16 protein-coding genes are annotated in these 17,726 nt (G+C 62.7%); 7 read left to right on the top strand and 9 right to left on the bottom strand.

Features of this window, described 5'->3' with window-relative positions; genetic code table 11:
* Positions 1-35: 35 nt before the first annotated feature.
* From trhO to FW796_RS09065, 3 genes are all read right to left on the bottom strand, one after another.
* Positions 36-977, bottom strand: coding sequence for an oxygen-dependent tRNA uridine(34) hydroxylase TrhO (trhO, locus tag FW796_RS09075; RefSeq protein ID WP_346632208.1), 942 nt, complete (start codon positions 975-977; stop codon positions 36-38).
* A 102-nt stretch (positions 978-1,079) separates the two neighbouring features.
* A complete protein-coding gene (locus FW796_RS09070) occupies positions 1,080-1,379 on the bottom strand; it encodes a BolA family protein (protein WP_346632209.1) in 300 nt (99 codons plus the stop codon).
* A gap of 12 nt (positions 1,380-1,391) precedes the next feature.
* On the bottom strand, positions 1,392-1,907 hold the full coding sequence (locus FW796_RS09065) for a DUF2059 domain-containing protein (RefSeq protein ID WP_042940787.1): 516 nt from the start codon (positions 1,905-1,907) through the stop codon (positions 1,392-1,394).
* A gap of 192 nt (positions 1,908-2,099) precedes the next feature.
* Here FW796_RS09065 and FW796_RS09060 point away from each other — a divergent pair, with 192 nt between their 5' ends.
* Positions 2,100-3,494 (top strand): class II fumarate hydratase, encoded by a 1,395-nt coding sequence (locus FW796_RS09060; RefSeq protein WP_346632210.1) that lies wholly within the window; start codon positions 2,100-2,102, stop codon positions 3,492-3,494.
* A 72-nt stretch (positions 3,495-3,566) separates the two neighbouring features.
* Here the strand turns inward: FW796_RS09060 and FW796_RS09055 are convergent, their stop codons facing one another.
* The 3 genes from FW796_RS09055 to pap form a co-directional block, all read right to left on the bottom strand.
* Positions 3,567-4,526, bottom strand: coding sequence for a DMT family transporter (locus FW796_RS09055; RefSeq protein ID WP_346632211.1), 960 nt, complete (start codon positions 4,524-4,526; stop codon positions 3,567-3,569).
* Positions 4,527-4,685: 159 nt separating this feature from the next.
* Entirely contained in the window at positions 4,686-5,870 is a 1,185-nt protein-coding gene (locus tag FW796_RS09050; RefSeq protein WP_446439263.1) for a thiolase family protein, read from the bottom strand.
* Between the two features lie 103 nt (positions 5,871-5,973).
* Positions 5,974-7,497: a polyphosphate:AMP phosphotransferase gene (gene pap / locus FW796_RS09045; protein WP_346632213.1), complete on the bottom strand. Its 1,524-nt coding sequence runs from the start codon at positions 7,495-7,497 to the stop codon at positions 5,974-5,976.
* Between the two features lie 148 nt (positions 7,498-7,645).
* On the opposite strand from pap, the gene mnmC reads away from it, so the two are divergent.
* From mnmC to FW796_RS09020, 5 genes are all read left to right on the top strand, one after another.
* Positions 7,646-9,622, top strand: a complete 1,977-nt coding sequence (mnmC, locus tag FW796_RS09040; RefSeq protein WP_446439262.1) for a bifunctional tRNA (5-methylaminomethyl-2-thiouridine)(34)-methyltransferase MnmD/FAD-dependent 5-carboxymethylaminomethyl-2-thiouridine(34) oxidoreductase MnmC — start codon at positions 7,646-7,648, stop codon at positions 9,620-9,622.
* A 203-nt stretch (positions 9,623-9,825) separates the two neighbouring features.
* On the top strand, positions 9,826-11,598 hold the full coding sequence (locus tag FW796_RS09035) for an N-acetylglutaminylglutamine amidotransferase (protein ID WP_446439261.1): 1,773 nt from the start codon (positions 9,826-9,828) through the stop codon (positions 11,596-11,598).
* 3 nt (positions 11,599-11,601) lie between these two features.
* Positions 11,602-13,347, top strand: coding sequence for an N-acetylglutaminylglutamine synthetase (gene ngg, locus FW796_RS09030; RefSeq protein WP_446439260.1), 1,746 nt, complete (start codon positions 11,602-11,604; stop codon positions 13,345-13,347).
* A 125-nt stretch (positions 13,348-13,472) separates the two neighbouring features.
* A complete protein-coding gene (locus FW796_RS09025) occupies positions 13,473-14,657 on the top strand; it encodes an osmoprotectant NAGGN system M42 family peptidase (RefSeq protein ID WP_446439259.1) in 1,185 nt (394 codons plus the stop codon).
* Between the two features lie 85 nt (positions 14,658-14,742).
* The gene (locus FW796_RS09020) at positions 14,743-14,970 is read left to right on the top strand and encodes a YheU family protein (RefSeq protein ID WP_025127101.1); all 228 of its coding nucleotides are present in this window, start codon (positions 14,743-14,745) and stop codon (positions 14,968-14,970) included.
* 35 nt (positions 14,971-15,005) lie between these two features.
* Here the strand turns inward: FW796_RS09020 and FW796_RS09015 are convergent, their stop codons facing one another.
* Together FW796_RS09015 and FW796_RS09010 are read right to left on the bottom strand one after the other, a co-directional pair.
* Complete coding sequence (locus FW796_RS09015; protein WP_446439258.1) at positions 15,006-15,338, bottom strand: YnfA family protein; 333 nt, start codon at positions 15,336-15,338, stop codon at positions 15,006-15,008.
* Positions 15,339-15,402: 64 nt separating this feature from the next.
* Positions 15,403-16,218, bottom strand: coding sequence for an SDR family oxidoreductase (locus tag FW796_RS09010; protein ID WP_346632218.1), 816 nt, complete (start codon positions 16,216-16,218; stop codon positions 15,403-15,405).
* A gap of 306 nt (positions 16,219-16,524) precedes the next feature.
* On the opposite strand from FW796_RS09010, the gene FW796_RS09005 reads away from it, so the two are divergent.
* The gene (locus tag FW796_RS09005) at positions 16,525-16,677 is read left to right on the top strand and encodes a DUF3309 family protein (RefSeq protein ID WP_003226960.1); all 153 of its coding nucleotides are present in this window, start codon (positions 16,525-16,527) and stop codon (positions 16,675-16,677) included.
* Positions 16,678-16,735: 58 nt separating this feature from the next.
* Here the strand turns inward: FW796_RS09005 and FW796_RS09000 are convergent, their stop codons facing one another.
* The gene (locus tag FW796_RS09000; RefSeq protein ID WP_346632219.1) at positions 16,736-17,716 is read right to left on the bottom strand and encodes a fimbrial protein; all 981 of its coding nucleotides are present in this window, start codon (positions 17,714-17,716) and stop codon (positions 16,736-16,738) included.
* Positions 17,717-17,726: the final 10 nt, after the last annotated feature.

The raw sequence follows: 17,726 nt of genomic DNA, 5'->3' as shown, positions 1-17,726 counted from the left end.
GGGTCCATCACATAGAGCAGGCGGGCAGACATGGCTCAAGCCTCGGAAGGTGATTGCTTGTAGTTGTAACCAATCGGGTGCGGCATGTTGCGAGCCTTGGCCAACTCGATCTGTTTCTGCCGATCGATGGCGCTGCGGCGAGTCTTCTCGCTCAGCTTGTCCCAGCAATGAGGACAACTGATCCCCGGCACATAGTGTTCGCTAGCCCGATCCTCGACGCTCACCGGAGTGCGGCAGGCATGACATTGATCGTAGTCGCCTTCGCTCAGGTCGTGGCGCACCGTGACCCGGTTATCGAATACGAAGCAGTCGCCCTGCCATTTGCTCTCTTGCTGCGGCACCTCTTCGAGGTACTTGAGGATCCCGCCCTTGAGGTGGAACACCTCGTCGAACCCTTCGCTGAGCATATAGCTCGATGCCTTCTCGCAACGGATGCCACCGGTGCAGAACATCGCCACCTTCTTGTGCTTGCTCGGGTCGAAGTGGGCTTTGATGTAATCGGGGAACTCGCGAAAGCTGGTGGTCTTGGGGTCGATGGCGCCTTCGAAGGTGCCGATGGACACTTCGTAATCGTTACGGGTGTCGATCAGCAGCACTTCGGGGTCGCTGATCAGGGCGTTCCAGTCCTGTGGCTCGACATAGGTCCCGACTTTCTTGTTGGGATCGACGCCGGGCACACCCAAAGTAACGATCTCTTTCTTCAACTTGACCTTGGTGCGGTAGAACGGCTGCTCATCGCAGTACGACTCTTTGTGATCGATATCGATCATGCGCGGATCGTTCTTCAGCCAGGCCAGCAGCCCGTCGATGCCTTCGCGGCTGCCGGATACCGTGCCGTTGATGCCTTCTTCAGCGATCAGCAGGGTGCCCTTGATGCCGTTGTCCAGCATGGCCTGCAGCAGGGGCTCGCGCAGGCTGACGTAATCTTCGAGGGTGACGAACTTGTACAGTGCCGCCACGACAATGGGTTGTGTCATGGGAAATCTCCAGGTGGCTACCCTCGTAAAGGGTGAACCGGATGCAAAAAAAAACGCGCCGGCATAAGCGGCGCGTTGCGGATTCTATCAAAAAAACCGCGATTAATGCTGACTGCCTCCGGCGCAGGTAGGCGAAGCCGGAGCCACACCGATCTTCGACCACTCCTCGGGCGTGTAAGTGTGCAGCGCCAACGCATGGAACTGGCCCATCAGCTCACCCAGGGTGGCGTAGACCTTCTGATGGCGCTTGACGCTGTTGAGGCCGGCGAACTGCTCGCTGACCAGTACCGCCTTGAAGTGGGTTTCCAGGCCACGGCTGTGCATGTGGCTTTCATCCAGCACTTGCAGGTGCTCGGGCTGCAATGCCCCGAGCGCCGACTCGATACGTTGTTGCATGGTCATTGCGGACTCCGCTTACTTCTTCTTCGCCGGTGCTGCCTTAGGCTCGAGCTCGGCGGTCATGTCGGCCAGCAGCTTGTTCACCACTGGTACCGCGCTTTCCAGCTTGGCCTGGGTCATCTGCGCCGATTGCTGAGTCAGCTGGGGCATTTTCTCCAGGACTTTCTTGCCCAGTGGCGACTGGTAGAACGCCACCAGGTCCTTGAGCTCGGATTCGCTGAAGTTGCTGGTGTAGAGCTTGACCATGTCCGGCTTCAGCTTGTTCCAGCCAATGGCCTGATCCAGGGCGGCATTGGCTTTGGCCTGGTAGGTTTCCAGCAGGGCACGTTTGGATTCCGGGGCTTTGGTCTGCTCAAAGCGCTGGGCGAACATTTGCTGAACTTGCATGTACACCGGAGTACCGAGCTTGTCCGCATGGGCCAGGGTCAGGAAGGCCTCGGCACTGGCGTTGTGGCTGGCGGTATCGGCAAGAACCTGGCCGCTGGCACACACCAGAACAACCGCGGTACAGATGGCACGAAAACGGGTCATCGAGTTTCCTATCTAGCAGGCGAGGTAAAACCCCAAGGGCGACCATTCTGCGCCTATTAATCCGCGTCCCTCAACCCCACCCCCTGACGCCCCCTGGTTTTGCCCGGGTGGCGGGCGGAAAAACCCCATTCACGGAACCCGAGCCGCAGATCAGGGCCTAAACTGGCCAGTCAGACTTGGAGGAATGCCACGATGAATCGAATCGAAACCGACAGCCTGGGTCAGGTTGAAGTCCCGGAAGAAGCCTATTGGGGCGCACAGACCCAACGTTCGCTGGTCAATTTCGCCATCGGCAACGAGCGCATGCCTCTATCCGTGCTGCATGCCCTGGCCCTGATCAAGAAAGCCGCCGCCCGAGTCAACGATCGCAACGGCGACGTGCCCGCCGACATCGCCCGCCTGATCGAACAGGCCGCCGACGAGGTGCTGGCCGGCGAGCATGATGACCAGTTCCCCCTGGTGGTGTGGCAGACCGGCAGCGGTACCCAGAGCAACATGAACGTCAACGAGGTGCTGGCCGGCCGGGCCAACGAGCTGGCGGGCAACCCCCGGGGCGGCAAATCCCCGGTGCACCCCAACGATCACGTCAATCGCTCGCAAAGCTCCAACGACTGCTTTCCCACCGCCATGCACATCGCTGCCGCCCAGGCCGTGCAGTTCCAGTTGCTGCCGGCGATCAGCGAACTGTCCGGAGGCCTGGCCGAACTGTCGGCCCGACACATGAAGCTGGTGAAAACCGGCCGCACCCACATGATGGATGCCACCCCGATCACCTTTGGCCAGGAAATTTCCGCCTTTATCGCCCAACTGGGATACGCCGAACGAGCCATCCGCGGCGCCTTGCCTGCGGTGTGCGAGTTGGCCCAGGGCGGCACCGCCGTGGGCACCGGACTGAACTCGCCCCACGGCTTCGGTGAGGCCATCGCCGCCGAACTGGCCGCCCTTTCCGGCCTGCCCTTCGTCACCGCCCCCAACAAGTTCGCCGCCCTGGCCGGCCACGAACCGCTGACCAATCTGTCCGGCGCGCTGAAAACCCTCGCCGTGTGCCTGATGAAAATCGCCAACGACCTGCGCCTGCTGGGCTCGGGACCGCGAGCGGGACTGGCGGAGGTCAAACTGCCGGCCAACGAACCGGGCAGCTCGATCATGCCCGGCAAGGTCAATCCAACCCAATGCGAAGCGCTGTCGATGCTGGCCTGTCAGGTGATGGGCAATGACGTGGCAATCGGCTTTGCCGCCAGCCAGGGCCATCTGCAGCTGAACGTGTTCAAACCGGTGATCATTCACAACCTGCTGCAATCGATCCGTCTGCTGGCCGATGGCTGCAGCAACTTCCAGCATCACTGCATCGCCGGACTAGAGCCCGATCCACTGCAGATGGCCGAGCACCTGGAACGAGGCCTCATGCTGGTGACCGCGCTCAATACCCACATCGGCTATGACAAGTCCGCCGAAATCGCCAAGAAGGCCTACGCCGAGAATCTGACCCTGCGCGAAGCCGCGCTGGAGCTGGGCTACCTGACCGATGAGCAGTTCGACGCCTGGGTGCGACCGGAAAACATGCTGGAGGCTGGGAAACAGGGTTAGCGCGGCGTATTTTTCGCTGGCAAGCCAGCTCCTACCGCCACACTTCTGTAGGAGCTGGCTTGCCGGCGAAGCTCACCCCGCAGCGATCCGCTGCCGCCGGGCGCGCAACCCTGCCATCAACGACGGCCCCAACGCCGTCAGCGCCGAACCCAGTACCACCAGCAGCGCCCCGCCATAACCCAGGCCATTGATCTCCTCGGCGTGCACATACTCCGGCCAGACCCAGGCCGCCCAGGCCACCGCGGCAAAAGTCACCAAAGGCGTAATGGCCAGAGTCGCACTGACCCGCGACGCCTCCCAATGGGCCAGGGCTTCGGCAAAGGCGCCATAGGCGATCAGGGTATTCAGGCAACAGGCCAGCAACAGCCAGCCCTGCAACGGACTCAGCTCCAAGGCCTCCAACGGATGCACCCACGGGGTGAGCAACAGCGCGCAGAACAGGTAGATCACCATCATCACCTGCAATGAATTCCACACGCTCAACAACTGCTTCTGGCCCAGGGCATAAAAAGTCCAGACCGCCGAAGCCGCGAGAATGGTGAGAACGCCAGCGGTGTAGTCACTCAGGGAGGTCAACAGCTCGGTCAGTCGCTGATTGAAAAACAGCCCGAAACCGAGCAAGAGCACCAGCAGTCCCAGGCCTTGCCCCAGGCTGAAGCGTTCCTTGAACACAAAGACACTGGCGATCAGCAACAGGATCGGGCCCATCTGCACCACCAGTTGCGCAGTGCCCGGGCTCAGCAGGTTCAGGCCCATCAGGTACAACACATAGTTGCCCACCAGACCGCAGACCGAAATCGGCACCAGCCACACACCCTTGGGACCGAGCGCGCGCCAGCGCGGCAAACGCCCCACCGCCGCCAGATAGAAAAACAGACAGCCGCCGGACACCAGCAGGCGAAACCAGGTCACGGTCACCGGGTCCATCACCAGCAGCACTTGCTTGAGCTTGATGGGCAGGATGCCCCACAACAACGCGGTCAATAAGGCGAGGAACAAGCCATAAACCCAACGACCGGACGAGACATGCATGCGAACCCCACAAAGCCTGACGAGCAAGGTTCACATTCTAGGCCCGGGCCAGGAGCCGACACAGAGACAGTTGGCAGCAAAGCGCAAACGCGATTGTGCAGGTCGTAAAAAGCACAAGCCGTCCCCCGTAGGAGCCGGCTTGCCGGCGAAGCCCGAAACCTAGCGCACGGCTTCGAACAGCCCCGTAGCCCCCATCCCGCCCCCCACACACATGGTGACGATGCCGTACCGCAGGTTGCGCCGCTGCAACTCACGCACCAGATGCCCCACCTGACGGGAACCGGTCATGCCAAACGGGTGGCCAATGGCAATCGAGCCGCCATTGACGTTGTACTTGGCGTTATCGATCTCCAGCCGATCCCGGGCATACAGGCACTGGGACGCGAAGGCCTCGTTGAGTTCCCACAGGTCGATGTCATCCACTGTCAGGCCCTTGGCCTTGAGCAGCTTGGGCACCGAGAACACCGGGCCGATCCCCATTTCGTCCGGCTCGCAGCCGGCCACGGTAAAGCCGCGGAAAAACGCCTTGGGCTTGAGTCCCAGGGCCAGGGCCCGTTCCAGGCTCATCACCAGGGTCATCGAGGCACCATCGGACAGCTGCGAAGAGTTGCCCGCGGTCACCGAACCATCCTCGGCAAACACCGGCTTCAGCGCTGCGAGGTTCTCCAGAGTGGTGTCGGGGCGGTTGCAGTCGTCACGATCCACCAGGCCGTCAACCATCTGCACCTGCCCGGTGTTCTTGTCCTCGACCTTGTACTTGACCGTCATCGGTACGATCTCGTCACTGAACAGGCCATCAGCCTGGGCCTGGGCGGTACGTTGCTGACTTTGCAGGGAGTAGAGGTCCTGGGCCTCGCGGCTGACGTTGTAGCGCCGGGCCACCACTTCGGCGGTCTGGCCCATGGGGAAGTAGATGCCCGGCACCTGCTCCTTGAGCAACGGGTTGATCAGGTTGTCGGTGTTGACGCTCCTCATGGTCAGGCTGATGGATTCGACACCGCCGGCGACGATGATGTCGCTGCAGCCGGAGGCGATCTGGTTGGCGGCGATGGCGATCGCCTGCAGGCCCGAGGAGCAGAAACGGTTGAGGGTCATGCCCGCCGTGCCGGTGCCCAGCGCGGAGAGCACGGCAACGTTGCGACCGATGTTGAACCCCTGGGCCCCTTCATTGGAGCCGGCGCCGACGATGCAGTCCTCGACACTGGCCGGGTCGATGCCGTTGCGGGCGAGCAGCGCATTGACGCAGTGGGCGGCCATGTCATCCGGACGGGTCTGGTTGAACTTGCCCCGAAAGGACTTGGCCAGGCCAGTCCGTACGCTGTCGACGATCACCACTTCACGCATGACGCACCTCATTGTTGTTGGGGGCAGGAAAGAGCATCGAGCATAGATCCCCCTCCTCGCCCACCGCGACAATCATTCACTGGGCGTATGCGCGACCATCGGCCTACTTCTTGTCCTTCTTCTGTTTTTTATCGTGCTTGTCGGAACGCTCGAAGGCCGCCTCCAGGGCCCGGTTGATGGTGCGCAGAACCTTGACCCGAGCCCAGCGCTTGTCGTTGGCCTCCACCAGCGTCCAGGGCGCCACTTCGGTGCTGGTACGGTCCACCATGTCGCCGACGGCGGCGCGATAGTCACCCCACTTGTCGCGGTTGCGCCAATCGTCCTCGGTGATCTTGAAGCGCTTGAAGGGAATCGCCTCCCGTGCCTGGAAGCGCTCCAATTGTGTGTCCTTGTCGATGGCCAGCCAGAACTTCACCACGATCACCCGGGCATCGGCCAATTGCTCCTCGAAATCGTTGATCTCGCTGTAGGCCCGCAGCCAGTCAGCGGGCTGACAGAAGCCCTCGACCCGCTCCACCAGCACCCGGCCGTACCAGGAACGGTCGAAGATGGTGAACTTGCCGCGCGCCGGAATATGCCGCCAGAAACGCCAGAGGTAGGGCTGCGCACGTTCATCTTCAGTGGGCGCGGCAATCGGCACGATGCTGTACTGGCGCGGGTCGAGCGCCGCCGCGACGCGGCGAATGGCGCCGCCCTTGCCGGCCGCGTCGTTGCCTTCAAACACGGCCACCAGGGCATGCTTGCGCATGCGCTTGTCCCGCAGCAAACCGGCCAGACGCGCCTGTTCGGTAATCAACTGTTCCTCGTAGTCGTCCTTGTCCAGGTGCTGGGTCATGTCCAGGCTGTCCAGCAGACTGAGCTGATCCACTGCCGACGGCAGCGGTGCAGCATTGACCTGGGCCGGTCTCAACGGCTGACGGTTCAAGGCATTCTGCAGCCCTTCCAACAGAATCCGTCCCACGGTGAGACTGCGGTAATGGGGGTCGACGCCCTCGATCACATGCCAGGGCGCGTAATCTCGACTGGTGCGGCGCAAGACCCGCTCGCCGTACTTGACGAACTTGTCGTAGGTTTCCGACTGCTGCCAATCCAGCGGGCTGATGCGCCAGCTGTGCAGCGGGTCATCCTGCAGGGACTTGAGGCGATCCTTCATCTGTTTCTTGGACAGGTGAAACCAGAACTTGAAGATCAGCGCGCCTTCATCGCAGAGCATCTTTTCCAGGCGTTCGGCGCCATTGATTGCCTGGTCCAGGCGCGGGTCCTTGATCTCGCCATGTACCCGGCCCTGGAGCATCTGGCTGTACCAGTTGCCGAAAAACACCCCCATGCGCCCCTTGGCCGGAAGCATCCGCCAGTAGCGCCAGGCCGGAGGCCGGGCCAGTTCCTCATCGGTTTGCTGGTCGAAGGTGCGCACTTCGATCAGACGCGGGTCCATCCATTCGTTGAGCAACTTGACCGTCTCGCCCTTGCCCGCGCCCTCGACGCCGTTGATCAGCACTATCACTGGAAACTTGGCCTTCTGGCGTAGCTCGAACTGTGCTTCGAGCAAGGCCTCACGCAGGGCCGGCACCTCGGCGTCGTAGGTTTCTTTGTCGATGGCGTGACCGATTTCAGCGGATTCGAACATGGGCGGCTTCCTTCCAAGAATTGTCCAAGACTAGCGGATGGACCTGCGCCAAGGAAAACAAATCCCTGAACCCGCCAAGGCTTGCCGTGGATCAGGCACGGGGCCGGTGATCGGCTAGAATGGCCGCCTTGCGCCGAACGAGCCGAACATGACACCAGAACTGCCCCACGCCCAGCTCGACTGGGACGACCAAGGACGCCCGCGCTCGCGGGTCTTCGATGATGTGTACTTCTCCAGCGAATCGGGCCTGGATGAAACCCGTCATGTGTTCATCGAACAGAACCGCCTGCGGGAGCGCTTTGCCGCGCTGAAGGCGGGCGAGAGATTTGTCATCGGTGAAACCGGCTTCGGCACCGGGCTGAATTTTCTCTGCGCCTGGCAGTTGTTCCAGGAGCAGGCGCCGGCCACTGCCCGGCTGCATTTTGTCAGCGTCGAAAAGTACCCCTTGAACCCTGCCGATCTGCAACGGGCCCTGGCCCTGTGGCCGGAACTGGCGAACCTGGCACAGCAACTGCTCAGGCACTACATCGCCGTGCACCAGGGCTTCCAGCGCATCGCCCTGGAGGGCGGCCGGGTCACCCTGACCCTGCTGATCGGCGATGCCCTGGAGCAACTGCCGCAACTGGACGCCCAGATCGATGCCTGGTTTCTCGACGGCTTCGCCCCGGCAAAGAACCCCGACATGTGGACCCCGGAACTGTTCGCAGAACTGGCGCGCCTGGCCGCACCGGGCTCCACCCTCAGCACCTTCACCAGCACCGGCTGGGTACGGCGCCTGTTGAATGGCGCTGGCTTCAAGATGAAGCGCACCCCGGGCATCGGCCACAAGTGGGAAGTGCTGCGGGGCGAGTTCCTCGGGTGGCCCGAGGACACCCCACAGCCAGCCCGGGCCAAGCCCTGGTTCGCGCGCCCGGCGCCCCAGACCAGGACCGCCCTGGTGATCGGCGGCGGACTGGCCGGTTGCGCCAGTGCCGCGAGCCTCGCCGCACGCGGCTGGCAGGTGCAACTACTGGAGCGCCACGACCAACTGGCCCAGGAAGCCTCGGGCAATCCGCAAGGGGTGCTTTACCTCAAGCTTTCAGCCCACGGCACGGCACTGTCGCAAATGATCCTCAGTGGCTTCGGCTACACCCGACGCCAACTGGAACACCTGCAACGCGGCCAGGACTGGGACGCTTGCGGGGTGCTGCAACTGGCGTTCAATCCCAAGGAAGCCGAGCGCCAGGCGCAGTTGGCGACCGCCTTCCCCACCGACTTGCTGCATGTTCTGGATCAACCACACGCCCAGGCCCTGGCCGGCATCGGCCTGGACCACGGCGGCCTGTTCTATCCCGAAGGTGGCTGGGTGCATCCGCCCGCCCTGTGCCAGTGGCAGGCCAAGCATCCGCAGATCCGGGTCCTGACTCATCAGGACGTGCTGGAGTTACGCCGGGTCGACCAGCAATGGCAAGCCTGGGACGGCGAACGGATGCTGGCCAGTGCGGCGGTGGTGATCCTTGCCGGTGCCGCCGAAATCAAACGCTTCCCGGCCAGCGCCGAATTGCCCCTCAAGCGCATCCGCGGGCAGATCACCCGCCTGCCACAGACCGCGCACAGCCAGAGCCTGGCCACCGTGGTCTGCGCCGAGGGCTACGTCGCTCCGCCGCGACTGGGCGAGCACACCCTGGGCGCCAGCTTCGACTTCAAGAGCCAGGACCTGACGCCGACCACGGCCGAACACGCCGGCAACCTTGCGATGCTGCGGGAAATTTCCAGCGACCTGCTGCAACGCCTGAACGCCGAACAGTTGCCCCTGGACAGCCTGCAAGGCCGCGCGGCCTTCCGTTGTACCAGCCCGGACTACCTGCCCATCGTCGGTCCCCTGGCGGACCCGGAAGCGTTCGCCGACACCTACGCCGCCCTGGGCAAGGACGCACGTCAGGTGCCGGACCTGCCCTGCCCCTGGCTCGACGGTCTGTACATCAACAGCGGTCATGGTTCTCGCGGCTTGATTACCGCACCGTTGTCCGGCGAACTGCTGGCCGCCTGGCTGGAAAACGAGCCGCTGCCACTGCCCAGGAGCGTGGCCGAAGCCTGCCATCCAAACCGCTTCGCCCTGCGCCGCCTGATTCGCGGCAAGGCCTGACCCAGCGCGGCGGTCTTCATTCCTGAAGGCCGCCGATGGCCATTGGACAGCGCTCAGCATCAACTCCCGCCCCCCAGCAACACCCATCGGCTTATAACCGATCGGTCTAAAACTCCCGAGTTATGCACAGGTCAGTTTCCAGGTAGCCGCCGTTTTGGCGACTGCGGATTGACTCTCCCCAACGGAAAAACCGGTAAGGACTTATGTGCGGATTAGCTGGCGAATTACGCTTTGATCATCAACCTGCCGACCTGGCAGCGGTTGAACGAATCACTCATCACCTGGCCCCTCGTGGCCCCGACGCCTGGGGCTTTCACAGCCAGGGCCCAATCGCCCTCGGCCATCGGCGGCTGAAAATCATGGACCTGTCGGATGGCTCGGCGCAGCCCATGATCGACAACCAGCTGGGGCTGTCCCTGGCCTTCAACGGCGCCATCTACAACTTCCCCGAATTGCGCGCCGAACTGGAAGCCCTGGGCTATGCCTTCCATTCCGGCGGCGACACCGAAGTGCTACTCAAGGGCTATCACGCCTGGGGCGCCGACCTGCTGCCCAAGCTCAACGGCATGTTCGCCTTCGCTATCTGGGAGCGTGATGCCCAGCGCCTGTTCATCGCCCGCGACCGCCTCGGGGTCAAGCCTTTGTACCTGTCGCGCAGCGGCCAGCGGCTGCGCTTCGCCTCGGCACTGCCGGCCTTGCTCAAGGGCGGCGATATCAATCCGATCCTCGACCCGGTGGCGCTCAATCACTACCTGAACTTCCACGCTGTGGTCCCGGCGCCACGCACCTTGCTGGCGGGCATTGAAAAACTGCCGCCGGCCACCTGGATGCGCATCGAGGCGGACGGCCGCAGCGAACAGCAGATCTGGTGGTCCCTGCCCTACGGCCCCCGTGCCGACGAAGCCCGGCTGACGCTGGAAGACTGGACTGACCGGGTGCTCGATAGCACCCGCAAGGCAGTGGCCATCCGCCAACGGGCGGCGGTCGATGTGGGCGTGCTGCTCTCTGGCGGTGTCGACTCCAGCCTGCTGGTAGGCCTGCTGCGAGAAGTCGGGGTGGACAACCTGTCGACCTTCTCTATCGGTTTCGAGGATGCCGGCGGCGAACGGGGCGACGAGTTCCAGTACTCGGATCTGATCGCCCGGCACTACGGCACCCGGCATCACCAACTGCGCATCGACGAGCACGAAATCATCAAGCAACTGCCCGCGGCCTTCCGTGCCATGAGCGAGCCAATGGTCAGCCACGACTGCATCGCGTTCTATCTGCTGTCCCGGGAAGTGGCCAAGCACTGCAAGGTGGTGCAAAGCGGCCAGGGCGCCGACGAACTGTTCGCCGGCTACCACTGGTACCCACAAGTGGACGGCGCCAGCGACCCGTATGCCGCCTACCGCGCGGCCTTCTTCGACCGCAGCTACGACGACTACGCGGCCACTGTGCAACCGCAATGGCTGACCGCACACGACGCCGCCGGTGACTTCGTCCGCGAGCATTTCGCCCAGCCCGGCGCCGATGCGCCTGTGGATAAGGCCCTGCGCCTGGACAGCACAGTGATGCTGGTGGATGACCCGGTCAAACGGGTGGACAACATGACCATGGCCTGGGGCCTGGAGGCACGGACGCCGTTCCTCGACTACCGCCTGGTGGAGCTGTCGGCCCGGGTGCCGGCGCGTTTCAAGCTGCCGGACGGCGGCAAGCAGGTGCTCAAGGAAGCGGCGCGGCGGGTGATCCCCAGCGAGGTGATCGACCGCAAGAAAGGCTACTTCCCGGTGCCGGGCCTCAAGCACCTGCAGGGCGACACCCTGGACTGGGTGCGTGAACTGCTGCTGGACCCGAGCCAGGATCGCGGCCTGTTCAACCCGGCCATGCTCGATCGCCTGCTGACCGATCCCCAGGGCCAACTGACGCCCCTGCGCGGCTCCAAGCTGTGGCAACTGGCGGCCTTGAACCTGTGGCTCAGCGAACAAGGAATCTGATCGATGAAAGCTCACGCCACGGCTTACAGCCAACGTCTGCTGCGCGGCCAGGCGCCGTCCTATGAACGTCTGCAAGCGCGCTTTGCCGAAGACGGCAGCGAACCCGGCAATGAACCCATCGCCGTGCATTGCGGCTGGGGCCGACTGCTGATCGGCCATACCTTTCCCAACCCCACCCGCCTCGCCGAGGAGTTGCTCAACGAGCGTCCCGGCGAGCGCGACATCGCTCTGTATGTGGCGGCGCCGCAACAGGTGCTCGGGCTGGAACCGGCGCAACTGTTCCTTGACCCTTCCGACACCCTGCGTCTGTGGTTCAGCGACTATCGCCAGGCCACCCGGGTGTTTCGCGGCTTCCGTATCCGTCGGGCCCAGAGCGAATCCGACTGGCAGGCCATCAATCAGCTGTATCAGGCCCGGGCCATGCTGCCCATCGATCCGAAGCTGCTGACTCCGCGCCATCAGGGCGGTCCGGTGTACTGGCTGGCCGAGGACGAAGACAGCGGCGCGGTGATCGGTAGCGTCATGGGCCTGAACCACCACAAGGCCTACCAGGACCCGGAACACGGCAGCAGCCTCTGGTGCCTGGCGGTGGACCCCGATTGCAGCCGCCCGGGTGTGGGCGAAGTGCTGGTGCGGCACCTGATCGAACACTTCATGAGCCGCGGCCTGAGCTACCTCGACCTGTCGGTGCTGCACGACAACCGCCAGGCCAAGAACCTCTACGCCAAGCTGGGCTTTCGAACCCTGTCGACCTTCGCCATCAAGCGCAAGAACGGCATCAACCAGCCGCTGTTCCTCGGCCCCGGCCCCCAGGCGGACTTCAATCCTTATGCGCGGATCATCGTCGAGGAGGCCCATCGCCGTGGCATCGATGTGCAAGTGGACGACGCCGACGCCGGGCTGTTCACCCTCAGCCACGGCGGGCGCCGGGTGCGTTGCCGGGAATCCCTGAGCGACCTAACCAGCGCCATCAGCATGAGCCTGTGCCAGGACAAGAGCCTGACTCACAAGGTGCTCAAGGGCGCCGGTCTGAAACTGCCCGCCCAGCAATTGGCGGGCAACGCCGACGACAACCTGGAGTTTCTCGACGAGCACCAGCGGGTGGTGGTCAAGCCGTTGGACGGAGAACAGGGACAAGGCGTGGCCGTGGACCTGAGCACGATTGAAGAGGTGCAGCGCGCCATCGACCATGCCCGCCGCTTTGACAGCCGAGTGTTGCTGGAAAGCTTTCACGAAGGGCTGGACCTGCGCATCCTGGTGATCGGCTTTGAAGTGGTGGCCGCGGCCATCCGCCGTCCCGCCGAGATCATCGGCGACGGTCGGCATTCCATTGGCGCCTTGATCGAGGCCCGCAGCCGCCGACGCCAGGCGGCCACCGGCGGCGAAAGCAAGATCCCCCTGGACGCGGAAACCCAGCGCACCCTGCATGCCGCCGGTTACGACTACAACAGCGTGCTGCCGGCCGGCGAGCGGCTGTTCGTCCGGCGCACCGCCAACCTGCACACCGGCGGCACCCTGGAAGACGTCACCGGCATTCTCCATCCGACCCTGGCCGACGCCGCCATCCGCGCGGCCCGGGCTCTGGACATTCCGGTGGTCGGCCTGGACCTGCTGGTGCCGGCAGCAGACCAGCCGGACTACGTGTTCATCGAAGCCAACGAGCGCGCAGGGTTGGCCAACCACGAACCGCAGCCCACTGCCGAGCGTTTTATCGATCTGCTGTTTCCCCACAGCCAGCCGGCGCCTTGATCCTTCGCCGGCCAGCCGGCTCCTGCCCTCATTCGTAGGAGCTGGCTCGCCAGCGAAGGCGCCCCAGGCCCTCCATCCATGCCCTCATCGAAACCATCGATGGCCTTTTTTCATCAGGAGTTTCCATGACCCGCCCGATTCCCCAACCGGACCTCGCCTACCTGCAGAAAGTCCTCCTGGAAATGCTCGCCATTCCCAGCCCCACCGGCTTTACCGACACCATCGTGCGCTACGTCGCCGAACGCCTGGAAGAACTGGGCATCCCCTTCGAACTGACCCGGCGCGGCACCATCCGCGCCACCCTCAAGGGCCAGAAGAACAGCCCTGACCGGGCCGTCTCGGCGCACCTGGACACCATCGGCGCCAGCGTCCGTGCAGTGAAGGACAACGGCCGCCTGACCCTGGCCCCGGTGGGCTGCTGGTCCAGCCGCTTTGCCGAAGGCAGCCGGGTCAGCCTGTTCACCGACAACGGCGTGCTGCGCGGCAGCGTGCTGCCGCTGATGGCCTCCGGCCACGCCTTCAACACCGCGGTGGACGAGTTGCCCATCAGTTGGGACCACATCGAACTGCGCCTGGACGCCTACTGCACCACCCGCGCCGACTGCGAATCCTTAGGCATAGGCGTGGGCGACTTTGTCGCCTTCGACCCGTTGCCGGAGTTCACCGAAAGCGGCCACATCAGCGCCCGGCACCTGGATGACAAGGCCGGCGTCGCCGCCTTGCTGGCGGCGCTCAAGGCCATTGTCGACAGCGGTGAAACCCTGATGATCGACTGCCACCCGCTGTTCACCATCACCGAGGAAACCGGCAGCGGTGCGGCGGCGGCCCTGCCCTGGGATGTCAGTGAATTCGTCGGCATCGACATTGCTCCGGTCGCACCGGGCCAGCACTCCAGCGAGCACGCGGTGAGCGTGGCGATGCAGGACTCCGGCGGCCCTTACGACTATCACCTGTCCCGGCACCTGCTGCGTCTGGCCGCCGAGCACGAGTTGCCGGTGCGCCGCGACCTGTTCCGCTACTACTTCAGCGACGCCCATTCGGCGGTCACCGCCGGCCATGACATCCGTACCGCCCTGCTGGCCTTCGGTTGCGACGCCACCCACGGCTACGAGCGCACCCATATCGACAGCCTGGCGGCGCTCAGCCGCTTGCTCAGTGCCTATATCCTCAGCCCACCGGTGTTCGCCAGCGATGCACAGCCGGCCCAGGGCTCCCTGGACCGCTTCAGTCATCAGCTGGAACACGACACACAGATGGAAAGCGACACTCGGGTGCCCTCGGTGGACAGCCTGGTGGGCAACAAGTCCTGAACCGCGACCCGGGGTTTGTGCGCGCTACAACTGGCGGCACGCCCCCGGGCGCAGTAGCATCCGGGATTGTTTTTCGGAGGCCCCCATGCTGATTCCCCACGACCAACTTGAAGTCGACACCCTGACCCGTCTGATCGAAGACTTCGTCACCCGCGAGGGCACCGACAACGGCGATGAGACGCCTCTGGAAACACGCGTGCTGCGGGTTCGTCAGGCCCTGAGCAAGGGCCAGGCGGTGATCGTTTTCGATCCGGACAGCGAACAGTGCCAGTTGATGCTCAAGCACGACGTGCCCAAGGAGCTGTTCGACTGATGCCTGGACCGGCCCAAGCCCTTGGGCCGGGATGCTTAACCGTTGGAAAAGCGCGGGCCGAACAGAATCACACTGGCCCCGATCACACACAGTGCCAGCCCCAGCCAGTCCGAGCCCAGGGGCCGCACCCGCTCCACCACCGCCAGCCAGCCAATAGAAGCAACAATATAGATGCCACCGTAGGCGGCGTAGGTGCGCCCGGCATAAGTGGCTTCGACTTTGGTCAGCAACAGGGCGAACAGGGTCAGGCTGATCAGGGCGGGAATCACCCACAAGGCGCTCTTGCCCTGGCGCAGCCACATCCAGAAGGCATAGCAGCCGGCGATTTCAAACAGCGCGGCAAGGAAGAACCACAGGTAATTGAGCATGCAAGGTCTCGTCAGGATTGCCAGGTGCCGGCAACCCTAACGAGGCCGTGGTGGTGGGGCAAGCTTAGTTGGCGCCTTGTTTGGCCTTGGCGCGCATCTTGTCCGCCATCAGGGTCATTTCGTCGTACAGCGCCTGAGGGTTTTTCTGCTTCAAGGCCCAGGCCATGCGCCCCTGCTCGTGGGGCAGGATCATGAACTGGCCGGCGTTGACCTGGGTGTGGATGTAATCGGCAATCTGGGCGGCGGTAATCGGCGAGCTTTCCAGCAATTTGCCCACCTGGGCCTTCATCGCCGGGGTCGGACCACGGAAGGAGTCCAGCAGGTTGGTCTGAAAGAATGACGGGCAGACCACGTGCACGCCGATTTCCTGCTGCGCCAGCTCGACCAGCAGGCTCTCGGACAGCGCCACCACTCCGGCCTTGGCCACGTTGTAGTTGCTCATGGCCGGGCCCTGCATCAAGGCGGCCATGGAGGCGATGTTGATGATCTTGCCCTTGCTCTGTTCCAGCAGCGGCAGAAAGGCCTTGCAGCCCTTGACCACGCCCATCAGGTTGATCGCGATCTGCCAGTCCCAATCCTCCAGGGACAGCTCGCTGAAGAACCCGCCGGACGCCACGCCAGCGTTGTTGACGATGATGTCGATGCCGCCGAACTTGACCTCACAGGCCTGGGCAAAGGCCGTCAGCTGGCTGTAGTCACGCACATCACAACGCTGCACGAAACCGTCGCCACCGGCGGCGCGTACCTGCTTCAGGGTTTCCTGCAGGCCCGCCTCGCTGACATCGGACAAGGCCAGCCGCCAGCCATCGCGGGCCCAGCGCAAAGCGATTTCGCGACCCAGGCCGGAGCCGGCGCCAGTAATCATCATGCGATTTTGCATAAAAGTTGCCTTGTTGTTCCGGGGAAGATGGGCCGCAGTGTAGCGAAGGCCCCTGCGCCACCCACGCACCATCAGGGTGCTGAATGCCCCAGGCAAACCGATGACTTGGTGAACACTAGGCGCCCGCAGAGTGCAACGCGTGTCAGGCGTAAAGGAAATAATCCTGAAAGCGGAAAGCATTAAAAAAACTTGGAATTATCTCGATAGACACAGAGTCGGACTTAGTAAGCGCCTGGCTTTATCAATAAGGCCAAGTTGTCCTTGAACGACTGCGTTGTTCAACTCTATTCAAATAAGGAAACCGCCATGGGCACCATACTGATCATCATTCTGATTCTGCTGCTGATTGGCGGCCTGCCAGTATTTCCGCACTCCAGAAGTTGGGGTTATGGCCCTTCGGGGATTATCGGTGTCGTGCTGGTGGTGCTCTTGGTATTGCTGCTACTGGGCAGGATCTGAAACCGGGCACGAGCCTTTAGCAGTGGCCCCTCAGTGACCACTGATCGTGCTTGACGGCCTATTCATAAATCAGGGTAACGGTGGCAGTGGTCCTGACGTGTCCCCCCGTTACCGAAGACTCCGTCTGCACATAACGAGCGGTCAGAGGAATGGCGAGTCGTTCCTTATCCTGGCTGGTGGGCACCGTGGTGAAGTCGGTACGCACCCACAGCGGTTGCAAAACGCTGCTGCCGGTGTCGCCTTTGAACAACTGGATTCCCACCCCCGTTGCCATCTCTTTGCCAGTGTCATTAAGCAAAATGTCGGACTGTCTGTGCATACCATCAATGCGATAGGCAATCTTGACCCCCTTGTCGCAGTCGAGCTCAATCAAGAAGGCCTTGGCCCCCGTGCTACTGCCAATGTGGGTGAAATCTTTCAGATTGGCTGTGGGCATAGGGACACTGTCAAATGGCCTGATGGGACGGCAGCCAGAGTTTTTTTGCGTGAGGGTGAATTGGCTGAGATCGACCAGGTTGGTTTTGAAGTCGGCGTACCAGATCTCCATTCTCAGGTTTTTTGTGGTCCCCGAAGCAATGGGCCCAGTCTTTACCAGTTCAAAGGTGAATCGGTGTGGAACCTCAAACTTCGCATTGAACCAAAGCCCATTACTGAGCTGCACAGTTTTTTTTCTACCGATATAGGTCCCTCCCGGCTGATGAATCTCCGGAGGGCTGTGCCAGAACACTCGGACGCCCACACCAGGAATACCGCTTTCAAATACATGGTTGTCGAGTTCCGCACCTGAGCCTATCAACTCCATATGCATCCAGAAAGGCCCGATATCTCCGCAAGAAATGGTGGTAGCCCCCTTGTTGATCTCATCCTTGAAAATGATGGTACCTATGGGCGCATCACGGGGTATCGAGCGCTCCAAGGCGGTGTAATGAGTGCTCTGAGTTACTCCGCTGCAGATTGCCGCCCACGCGGCTCCTTGCCATAGGGAACAGGCACATAGGAGAGCAATAGGAAAAACCACCGTTCCTCTCAACCTGCCCATACATTGTCTC

Source organism: Pseudomonas sp. 910_21, assembly GCF_052850735.1.
This window is presented reverse-complemented; position numbering and strand designations above follow the sequence as displayed.